At 71.3% G+C, this 9,385-nt stretch carries 9 protein-coding genes; 1 reads left to right on the top strand and 8 read right to left on the bottom strand.

The window, feature by feature from the left end:
- Window positions 1-16: 16 nt before the first annotated feature.
- The 3 genes from ABD140_RS25765 to glmS form a co-directional block, all read right to left on the bottom strand.
- Complete coding sequence (locus ABD140_RS25765) at window positions 17-1,030, bottom strand: ABC transporter permease (RefSeq protein ID WP_344243552.1); 1,014 nt, start codon at window positions 1,028-1,030, stop codon at window positions 17-19.
- Window positions 1,027-1,950, bottom strand: coding sequence for an ABC transporter ATP-binding protein (locus ABD140_RS25760; protein WP_344243551.1), 924 nt, complete (start codon window positions 1,948-1,950; stop codon window positions 1,027-1,029). The genes ABD140_RS25765 and ABD140_RS25760 overlap by 4 nt, the downstream gene beginning before the upstream one ends.
- Before the next feature lie 69 nt (window positions 1,951-2,019).
- Window positions 2,020-3,864, bottom strand: a complete 1,845-nt coding sequence (gene glmS / locus ABD140_RS25755) for a glutamine--fructose-6-phosphate transaminase (isomerizing) (RefSeq protein ID WP_344243550.1) — start codon at window positions 3,862-3,864, stop codon at window positions 2,020-2,022.
- 69 nt (window positions 3,865-3,933) lie between these two features.
- Between glmS and coaA the strand changes: the two genes are divergently transcribed.
- A complete protein-coding gene (gene coaA / locus ABD140_RS25750) occupies window positions 3,934-4,875 on the top strand; it encodes a type I pantothenate kinase (protein ID WP_344243549.1) in 942 nt (313 codons plus the stop codon).
- 46 nt (window positions 4,876-4,921) lie between these two features.
- Here the strand turns inward: coaA and ABD140_RS25745 are convergent, their stop codons facing one another.
- From ABD140_RS25745 to ABD140_RS25725, 5 genes are read right to left on the bottom strand one after another with little or no spacing between them, the layout of a single operon-like run.
- A complete protein-coding gene (locus tag ABD140_RS25745) occupies window positions 4,922-5,638 on the bottom strand; it encodes an ABC transporter permease (RefSeq protein WP_344243548.1) in 717 nt (238 codons plus the stop codon).
- Window positions 5,635-6,546 carry an ABC transporter ATP-binding protein gene (locus tag ABD140_RS25740; RefSeq protein ID WP_344243547.1) on the bottom strand — a complete coding sequence of 304 codons (912 nt, stop codon included), beginning with the start codon at window positions 6,544-6,546 and terminating at the stop codon, window positions 5,635-5,637. Before ABD140_RS25740 ends, ABD140_RS25745 begins: the two co-directional genes overlap by 4 nt.
- Window positions 6,546-7,451: an ABC transporter permease gene (locus ABD140_RS25735; RefSeq protein WP_344243546.1), complete on the bottom strand. Its 906-nt coding sequence runs from the start codon at window positions 7,449-7,451 to the stop codon at window positions 6,546-6,548. The genes ABD140_RS25740 and ABD140_RS25735 overlap by 1 nt, the downstream gene beginning before the upstream one ends.
- Window positions 7,448-8,338 (bottom strand): ABC transporter ATP-binding protein, encoded by an 891-nt coding sequence (locus tag ABD140_RS25730; protein ID WP_344243545.1) that lies wholly within the window; start codon window positions 8,336-8,338, stop codon window positions 7,448-7,450. The genes ABD140_RS25735 and ABD140_RS25730 overlap by 4 nt, the downstream gene beginning before the upstream one ends.
- Window positions 8,339-8,370: 32 nt before the next feature.
- Window positions 8,371-9,321 carry a DUF389 domain-containing protein gene (locus tag ABD140_RS25725; RefSeq protein ID WP_344243544.1) on the bottom strand — a complete coding sequence of 317 codons (951 nt, stop codon included), beginning with the start codon at window positions 9,319-9,321 and terminating at the stop codon, window positions 8,371-8,373.
- Between the last annotated feature and the right edge of the window lie 64 nt (window positions 9,322-9,385).

The raw sequence follows: 9,385 nt of genomic DNA, 5'->3' as shown, positions 1-9,385 counted from the left end.
CCCGATCGTACGCGGGTCAGGCCACCCGGACCCCTCGCGGCAGCCGGGTCGCCGGAACCCTCAGCCGCCGCGCGGCGACCGCCAGCGACCCGCCGGCCAGGAGGAGGTGAAAGCCCAGCCCGTACGGCCAGACGGCGGGCGCGGCGTCCTTGCGCCGCTCGTACTGCAGGTAGCGCTCGTCGGAGCGCTGGGGCTCCACCCGCGCCTCTCTGACCTCCTGGCCGATCGAACCGAGTACGTCGGCATCGTTGTCGACCTCGTAGTGGCAGTCGTCCGGCCTGTGGTCGTCCAGCGGGCAGACGAGCTTCCGGGGAAGCGCGGGCGCGGCGTCCGCCAGGACGACGAAGGGGCTCGGCGCGAGGAGCCACCAGGTGTACCTGGTGTCCACCACCTCCTCGGTGGAGGAGTCCGGGCCGGTCCCATGGGTCCGGTCGAAGGTGACGAACGGCATCGTCAGGACGAACAGGAGGATCGTGCCGAACATCAGCGCGAAGACCGTCAGGTACGACAGCAGCGCCGACGTCACGCTGCGCACGACCAGGGCCGACAGCGCCAGGGAAACGGCACAGGCGGACCCGATCAGCAGCGCCGTCACCACGAGGCAGACGACGCCCCGCCACGGGTCCACGTCGCCCTCCAGGACGGGCCAGGCGATGAACGGCAGGGCCAGGCCCAGCACCGCCAGCCCGACGGCCCAGGCCGCGAGGAACTTGCCCGAGACGATCTCCAGCGGGGTCAGCCGGGTCGTCTGGAGCGGGGCGAGCGTCCCCCGCTCCCGGTCCCCGTTGATCGTCTGGGCGGTCAGCGCCGGGCTGATCAGCATCATCAGCAGCAGCACGAAGAACAGCAGCGTCCCGAACATCTCGACGCCGTCCTCGGCCGGATCATCGGTGGTCACGTTCTCGCGCAGGAGGACGCTGACCGCCAGCAGGACGGCGAACCAGACGCCGAAGAGGACCTTCCAGCGCCCGGCGCGGAGCCGGGTGCGAAACTCCAGACGCGCCACCAGAAGCATGCCCCGGGCCGTCATGTACGGTCCTCCGTCATCGCCAGGTACACCGATTCGAGCGCACCGCCGACCGGCGCGTAGGAGAAGATCCGGGCTCCGGCCCCCACCAGCTCGCCCAGGAGCACGGCCGCCTCCCGTTCGGTGAGCGGGCCGATGTCCAGGCCGCCCGTCTCCTGGCGCCGGTAGGGCACCCGCCGGACGTCCAGGGCCTCGGCGAGGGGCTCCTCCTCCAGCGCGCGCACCCGCCACAGGCCCCGCGCCTCGGCCATGAGCGTCGCGATCTCGTGCTCGCCGGCCGTGGCGCCCCGCTCCACCAGGACGACCCGGTCGGCGATCTCCTCCAGCTCGCTCAGGATGTGGCTGGAGATCAGCACCGCCACGCCTTCGGCGGCCAGGGAGCGCAGCAGGTCGCGCAGCTCCACCCGGGAGCGCGGGTCCAGGCCGGAGGCGGGTTCGTCCAGCAGCAGCACCTTCGGCCGGTGCACCAGCGCCCGCGCCAGCCCCAGCCGCTGCTTCTGCCCTCGGGAGAGCACGTGGACGGGCTGGCGCGCCATCTCCAGGAGGTGGACGCGGGTCAGCAGCTCCGCTGTCCGGGCGGCCCCCTCCGGAGGCGTCAGCCCGTAGGCGTCCGCGAAGAACTGCAGGTACTCGGCGACGGTCAGCTGGTCGTACGCCCCGAAGGTGTCGGGCATCCATCCGAGCGCCGTGCGGGCCGCCTCGGGGCGCGTCCTCAGGTCGTGCCCGGCGACCCGGATCTCCCCGGCGTCGGGCGCCAGCAGCGTCGCCAGGATCAGGAGGAGGGTCGTCTTACCAGCCCCGTTGGCGCCCACCAGCGCCGTCACCTGACCGTACGGAACGGTCAGATCGAGCCCGCGCAGCGCCTGCACGGGCCCGAACGCGCGCGTCACGCCGCGCGCGTGCACACCTGCTTCGTCTTCCACCGAACCACCTCCACGCCCAGCCGCCCCGCAAGATCAGACGACGAGGGAATGGAGGTGGTTCAGAGAGGTTTATTCGACCGTGACGGACTTGGCCAGGTTGCGCGGCTGGTCCACGTCGTGGCCCTTGGCGGTGGCCAGCTCGCAGGAGAAGACCTGGAGGGGCACCGTGGCCACCAGCGGCTGCAGCAGCGTCGGCACGGCCGGCACCTCGATCAGCGTGTCGGAGTAGGGGACCACGGTGTCGTCGCCCTCCTCGGCGATGACGATGGTCCGCGCCCCGCGCGCCCGGATCTCCTGGATGTTGGAGACGATCTTGTCGTGGAGCACCTCGCGGGCGCGCGGCGGCACCACCACGATGACCGGCAGGCCCTCCTCGATCAGCGCGATCGGGCCGTGCTTCAGCTCGCCGGCCGCGAAGCCCTCGGCGTGCATGTAGGCCAGCTCCTTGAGCTTCAGCGCGCCCTCCAGCGCCACCGGGAAGCCCACGTGGCGGCCGAGGAACAGCACCGAGCGCTCGCCGGCCAGGGAGCGGGCCAGCTCGCGCACCGGCTCCATGGTCTCCAGGACCTTCTCCACCTTCTCCGGCATGGTCGCCAGCAGCTGGACCATGGCGAAGACCTCGTCGCCCCACTTGGTGCCGCGCACCTGGGCGATGTAGAGGGCGATCAGGTAGACGGCCACCAGCTGGGTGAGGAACGTCTTGGTCGCCGCCACGCCCACCTCGGGGCCGGCGTGCGTGTACAGGACGCCGTCGCACTCGCGCGGCATCGTCGAGCCGTTGACGTTGCAGATGCACAGCACGCGCGCCTTCTGCTCGCGGGCGTGCCGGACGGCCATCAGCGTGTCCATGGACTCGCCTGACTGGGAGATGGCGATCACCAGGGTGGAGCGGGTGAGGATGGGGTCGCGGTAGCGGAACTCGCTGGCCACCTCCACCTCGCACGGCAGCCCGGCCCAGTGCTCGATGGCGTACTTGGCGATCAGGCCCGCGTGGTAGGACGTGCCGCAGGCGATGATGATGATCTTGTCGATCTCGCGGAGCTGCTGGTCGGTGATGCGCATCTCGTCCAGGTGCAGCCGCCCGTCGGAGCCGATGCGGCCCAGCAGCGTGTCGGCCACGGCCCGCGGCTGCTCGGCGATCTCCTTGAGCATGAAGTAGTCGTAGCCGCCCTTCTCGGCGGCCGAGACGTCCCAGTCGACGTGGTACTCGTGCACCTCGGCGGGACGGCCCTCGTAGTCGGTGACGGTGACGCCGTCGCGGCGCAGCTCCACCACCTGGTCCTGGCCCAGCTCGATGGCGTCGCGGGTGTGCTCGATGAACGCCGCGACGTCCGAGGCCAGGAAGTTCTCCCCGTCGCCCCTGCCGACGACCAGCGGCGAGTTGCGGCGGGCCCCGACGACGACGTCGGGGTCCTGGGCGTCGACGGCCACCAGGGTGTAGGCGCCCTCCAGGCGGCGGCAGACCCGGCGCATCGCCTCGGGCAGGTCGCGCCCGGCGCCGACCTCGTCCTCCAGCAGGTGCGCGACGACCTCGGTGTCGGTGTCGGAGCCGAAGACGTGCCCGCCCTCCAGCAGGTCGGCCTTGAGCGCGGCGAAGTTCTCGATGATGCCGTTGTGGATCACCGCGACCCGGCCGCCGCAGTCCACGTGCGGGTGGGCGTTGGGGTCGTTGGGGACGCCGTGGGTGGCCCACCGGGTGTGCCCCAGCCCGATGGTGGAGGCCGGAGGAGGCTCCTCCTCCAGCGCCTTGCGCAGGTTGACCAGCTTGCCGGCCTTCTTGGCGGTGGCGAGCTTGCCGTCCACCACCAGCGCCAGCCCCGCCGAGTCGTACCCGCGGTACTCCAGCCTGGCCAGCCCGTCCACCACGACCTGCTGGGCCTGCTTGCCGCCGACGTAACCCACGATTCCGCACATGGCGGCCAGACTATCCGCTGGAGGGGTGGCCGAAACCGACACCCGACCGCCTGGATACCCTCGTTTTCCATGACCACGCCCTGGGAGCCCACTCCCAGCCCCTACGTCGAGTTCTCCCGGAACTCATGGCGGCAGCTGAGGGCCAACACCCCGCTGACCCTCACCGAGGCCGACCTCGACGATCTCCGCGGTCTGGGCGATCCGCTCAGCATCGACGAGGTGGAGGACGTCTACCTCCCGCTGACCCGGCTGCTGAACCTCTTCTTCACCGGCGACAGCGGCCTGCGCGACACCCTCAGCACCTTCCTGAACGAGTCGGTGCGCCCCACCCCGTTCGTCATCGGCGTCGCGGGCAGCGTCGCGGTCGGCAAGTCCACGGTCGCCCGCCTCCTGCGCGCCCTGCTGGCCCGCTGGCCCGAGCACCCCCGGGTGGAGCTGGTCACCACCGACAACTTCCTCCACCCCAACGCCGAGCTGGAGCGCCGCGGCCTGATGAACCGCAAGGGCTTCCCCGAGTCCTACGACCGGCGGGCCCTGCTGCGCTTCATCTCCCGGATCAAGGCCGGCGCCAAGGAGCAGACGATCCCCGTCTACTCCCACCTGGAGTACGACATCCTGCCGGGCGAGCACCAGACCGTCCGCACCCCCGACATCCTCATCCTGGAGGGCATCAACGTCCTCCAGGTGCCCCCCACCGGCGTCATGTCGGTCTCCGACTACTTCGACTTCTCGATCTACGTCGACGCCAAGGTCGAGCACATCCGCCAGTGGTACCTGGAGCGCTTCCTGGCCCTGCGCCAGACCCGGTTCTCCGACCCCCGCTCCTACTTCCACGCCCAGGCCCGCTCCCAGACCGACGACGAGGCCATCGCCTTCGCCCGCCACATCTGGCACGAGGTCAACGAGCGCAACCTCCACGAGAACATCCTCCCCACCCGCGCCCGTGCCACCCTCGTCCTGCACAAGGCCCCCGACCACTCCATCCAGCGCATCCGCCTCCGCCGCATCTGACGGCGCGCCGCCGGACCGCGAGGGCCCCCGCCCTCCCCCGGCCGGGTCAGTCGGCCGAGGTGAGGGTGAGGGTGCGCAGGCGGGTGGTGGCCAGGGCGAGGGCGGCGGCGGTCACCAGGACCAGCAGGACCACGGAGAGGGGAAGGCCGACCGTGGCGTTGATGAGGCTGCTGGAGGAGAGGCGGTCGACGATGCTCAGCGCCCACTGCTGGATGGAGAGGGTCTGGGTGCCGGGGGCGAAGTTGCCGACCAGGCTCTCCCAGACCAGGGCGTAGATGAGGCCGACGGTGACGGCCTGGCGGGTGGCGACGGCCAGGGCGGTGAAGACCGCGCAGTAGGCGAGGCCGCCCAGGAAGGCGCCCACCGCGAAGGAGAGCGGGAGGTCCGAGGACGGGCCCAGGACGATCGCGCCGGCCAGCCAGACCGGCAGCACCGCGAACACGGCGACCAGGGCGACCGCGCAGAGGTACTTGGTGAGGATCACCGAGGACCGGGAGATCGGCTTGGTCAGGACGTACATGATCTGGCCGTCGTCGATCTCGGGCCCGATGACGCCCGTCCCGGCGATGAGGGACAGCAGCGGCAGCAGCACCGCCAGGCCGAACGTCCACAGGATCGCCGCCCCGGAGTCCTGCGTGTCGTTGCCGGTGGCCTTCAGCGCCACCGCCAGCAGGAGGAGGATCCCCGGCAGGAGGAACAGGAGCAGCGCGCGCCTGCGCCCCAGCATGCCGCGGAACGTGATGTGAGCGATCGTCGTGTTCACTTTCCCACCAGGTAGCTGAAGACGCTTTCCAGGGACTCGTCGGTCGGCGAGACCTCTCGCAGGCGGATCTCCGCCTTTCTGGCCACCTGGGGGACCAGGCGGGTGAACCGCTCGAAGTCGGTGGTCTCCACCTCCAGGCCGCGGTCGGTCAGGCGGACGGAGCGGGCCGAGCCGTCGGCGATGATCGCGGCGGCGAGCGCCCGGTCGTCGGAGGAGCGGAGCACGAAGACGTGCGGGCGGTCGGTCATCAGCCGCCGGATCTGCCGGAAGTCGCCGGAGGCGGCGTGCCGGCCGGCGACGATCACCTCGATGTGGGTGGCGAGCCGCTCGACCTCCTCCAGGATGTGCGAGCTGAACAAGATCGTGCGGCCCTCGGCCGCCATCTCGCGGATCAGGTCCATGAGCTGGAGCCGCTGGCGCGGGTCCATGCCGTTGAAGGGCTCGTCGAGCAGCAGGACGGCCGGGTCGTGCACCAGCGCGGAGGCCATCTTGATGCGCTGCTTCATGCCCTTGGAGTAGGTGCCGATCGGCCGGTCGGCCGCGTAGTCCATCTCGACGCGGCCGATCGCGCGGCGGGCCGCGGCCCCCGGCTCGGGCAGCCGGTGCAGCTTGGCCATCGCGACGATGAACTGCTCGCCGGTCAGGAAGTCGTAGCCGCTCTCCCGCTCGGGCACCAGCCCGATGTGCCGGTACACCGACGGGTTGCGCCAGATCGGCTCCCCGTCGAGGGAGAGCCCGCCCGAGGACGGCTCCAGGAAGCCGCCCATCATGTGGATCAGGGTGGACTTGCCCGCCCCGTTGGGGCCGAGCAGCCCGGTGACGCCCGGTCCGATCGTCATGGTGACGCCGTTGACGGCGACCACGTTGCCGTACCAGCGGGAGACGTCCTCGATCTGGATGGCGCTCATCAGGCACCCGCCTTCCGGAACCGGTTCATGAGCAGGAGCAGCGAGACGCCGACCACGGCCAGGGCGGCGAGCAGGAACACCGGCCCCGACCCGGCGGGCGCCACGTTCTCGGCGCGGACGCCCGGGTCGGCGCCCAGCAGCCGCACCTGCACCCCGTCGACGAGGGTGAACGGGGTGAAGAGCCCGGCCCAGCCCGCGATCTCGTAGTTCCCGCTGGAGATGCTCGCCCCCTGGACGATCAGCACCACCACGTTGGAGATGAGGTAGACCGCCATGACGGCCGCGACGCCGAACCCGCGCCGCGGCGTGTACGCGGCGATGAGCAGCGCGAACGAGGAGAGCACCAGCGCGAACAGCAGGCAGCCCGCGAGCGCGGCGAAGTACTCGCCGGTCTGCCCGGCCACCGACGGCACGTCGGGGGCGCCGCCCTCGATCATCGCCTTGCGCATCGCCAGGAAGCCCAGGTGCAGCAGCGTCACCGGGACGGCCATGAGCGCCAGCAGGGCGGTCACGAAGGCCGCGAACTTGGCCAGGACGAAGTCCGTCGTCTCGACCGGCCGGGAGAAGTAGAGCGGGACCGTGCGGAACCGCAGGTCGCGGGAGGCGATGACGGGGGCCTGGGTGGCCAGGAAGATCGCGATGATCGGCTGCAGGTAGATCGCGTACATCGAGTAGTCGATGAGGACCTCGGGCCGCCGGGCGAACGACAGGACCGCGATGTCCCCGGCCGCGGGCAGCAGCATGAACGCCGCGAGCGCCAGCGGGATGAACTTGGCCCGCGCGCCGCGGCCGAGGCCGAAGAGCGAGCGGAGGTTGTACTGGTACAGGGAGCGCGCCACGTGGGAGCGGCCCAGGCGCGGCCCGTCGTAGTGCCGGTAGCCGATGTCGTGGATCGCGGTGCTCACCGGAACACCTCCTCGATGTGGTGGCGTGCCTGCTCCAGGCGGACGAGCGCGAGCCCGAGGTCGGCGACGCCGTCGCGGATCAGGTCGTAGGTCTCCTCGCCGGCGAGGTCGACGACGAGGTGGCGGCCGTCCGGGCGGACGGTCGCGCCCCGCTCGGCCAGGTGCCGCTCCAGCGCCTCCCGGCCGTCCTCGACCTCCACCAGCAGCCGTCCGCTGGCCTCGGTGTAGGCCGCGAGGGACTGGGCGCTCAGCAGCCGCCCGCCGTCGATGATCACGACGTTGTCGCAGACCCGCTCCAGCTCGCCGAGCAGGTGGGAGGTGACCAGCACGCTGATCCCGAACTCGGTGCCGATCCGCCGGATGAGCGCGAGCATCTCGTCGCGGCCCTGGGGGTCCAGGCCGTTGGTGGGCTCGTCGAGGAAGACCAGCCGGGGGTCGTGGACGAGCGCCTGGGCGAGCTTGACCTTCTGCCGCATGCCGGTGGAGTAGCCGCCCATCGGGCGGTACCGCTCCTCGTACAGGCCGACGTGGCGCAGCACGTCGGCGGCGCGCTCGCGGGCGGCGGTGGCGGGCAGGCCCGACACCCGCGCGAGGTGGACGACGAACTCGGTCGCCGACACGTCGGGGGGCAGGCAGTCGTACTCGGGCATGAACCCGACCGACCCCCGGATCCGGGGGCCTTCCACGGCGATGTCGTGCCCGAGCACCAGGGCGCCGCCCGACGTCGGGGGCAGCAGCCCGAGCAGGATCTTGATGAGGGTGGACTTGCCGGCGCCGTTGGCGCCGACGAGCCCGGTGACCCCGGTTTCGACGGTGAAGCTCAACGCGTCAAGCGCGGTCACCCCGGGGAACCTCATGGTGAGGTCCCGGGTGGCGATGATCGGCATGCCCGACAGGCTAGAAGCCCCCGCTCCCCCCGTCATCCCCCGCGAGAACCAGGTGCCGTCCTCTTCAGGATGAGCCGGGTGCCGCACCACTGGACGAGCAGGGTCACCACCCCGGCGACGACCATGCCCAGGACGTTGATCAGCAGCTGCAGGATCGAGCCCCGGACCTCCGAGAGGTGCCCCAGCGCCAGCGCCACCGCCAGGTTGCCCGCGGCCGGGACGGTCGTCACCGAGATGAAGACCCCCACCAGGGTGGAGGACTTGTCGGAGGTCAGCGACAGCACCCCGGCGGCGCCCGCCAGCACCGCCACGATGAACGACCAGCGGTCGGGCGTGTAGACGAAGCCGGTCAGCGGCCGCTCCTCGGGCAGCCGCGCGACGTCCACGATGCCCAGCAGCTCGCCGGCCCAGGTGCAGACGAACGTCACCGCGACGGCGAGGGCGAACCCGACCACCAGGGTGCCCGCGGCCCTGCCGATCTCGTGCCAGCGGCGGAAGAGCAGCCCGTAGGAGATCGTGGCGATCGGCCCGAACTCCGGTCCGAGCACCATCGCGCCGACGATGAGGATCGGGGAGTCCAGCAGCGCGGCGATCCCGGCGAGCATGGTGGCCAGGGTGAGGAAGGCCAGGAACGTCCAGGTCAGCCGGGTGCTCTCCAGCAGCTCCCGGCGCAGGTGGTCCCAGATCACCGCGTCGTCGCCGTGGCCGGGCGCGCGCCGCTCGGCCTCCTCGGCGGCCTCGGAGATCGTCAGCTCCACCTGGTCCATGGTGATCGAGCCGTGGGCGGCCAGGCCGAACCGCTTGAGGTCCTCGATGACGCCGTCCGCGGCCTCGCGCGCCACGTCGCACAGCACCACGTCCCCGGCGGGGTCGCGGGCCGCCCCGGGCAGCACGATGACGTTGGTGACGCCCGGATGGCCGGTGAGGCCGGCCAGGACCTCCTCGGTCCGACCGTCCGGCACGATCGAGCGCAGATGGATCATCCCGCCATGGTGGCGGATCGGGAAGTGTTCCGGCACGCCCTTCCACCGATAATCTAAATCTCCC

This window comes from Actinocorallia libanotica, from assembly GCF_039525175.1.
GTDB classification, from domain to species: domain Bacteria; phylum Actinomycetota; class Actinomycetes; order Streptosporangiales; family Streptosporangiaceae; genus Actinocorallia; species Actinocorallia libanotica.
Note: the sequence above shows the minus strand (reverse complement) of the source record. Positions and strands in the feature narration are given on the sequence as shown.

Excerpts from the sequence above, each read along its gene's own strand:
- ABD140_RS25765 (WP_344243552.1), bottom strand. The coding sequence starts at position 1,030 with ATGACGGCCCGGGGCATGCTTCTGGTGGCGCGTCTGGAGTTTCGCACC.
- glmS (WP_344243550.1), bottom strand. The coding sequence starts at position 3,864 with ATGTGCGGAATCGTGGGTTACGTCGGCGGCAAGCAGGCCCAGCAGGTC.
- coaA (WP_344243549.1), top strand. The coding sequence starts at position 3,934 with ATGACCACGCCCTGGGAGCCCACTCCCAGCCCCTACGTCGAGTTCTCC.
- ABD140_RS25740 (WP_344243547.1), bottom strand. The coding sequence starts at position 6,546 with ATGAGCGCCATCCAGATCGAGGACGTCTCCCGCTGGTACGGCAACGTG.
- ABD140_RS25730 (WP_344243545.1), bottom strand. The coding sequence starts at position 8,338 with ATGCCGATCATCGCCACCCGGGACCTCACCATGAGGTTCCCCGGGGTG.
- ABD140_RS25725 (WP_344243544.1), bottom strand. The coding sequence starts at position 9,321 with ATGATCCATCTGCGCTCGATCGTGCCGGACGGTCGGACCGAGGAGGTC.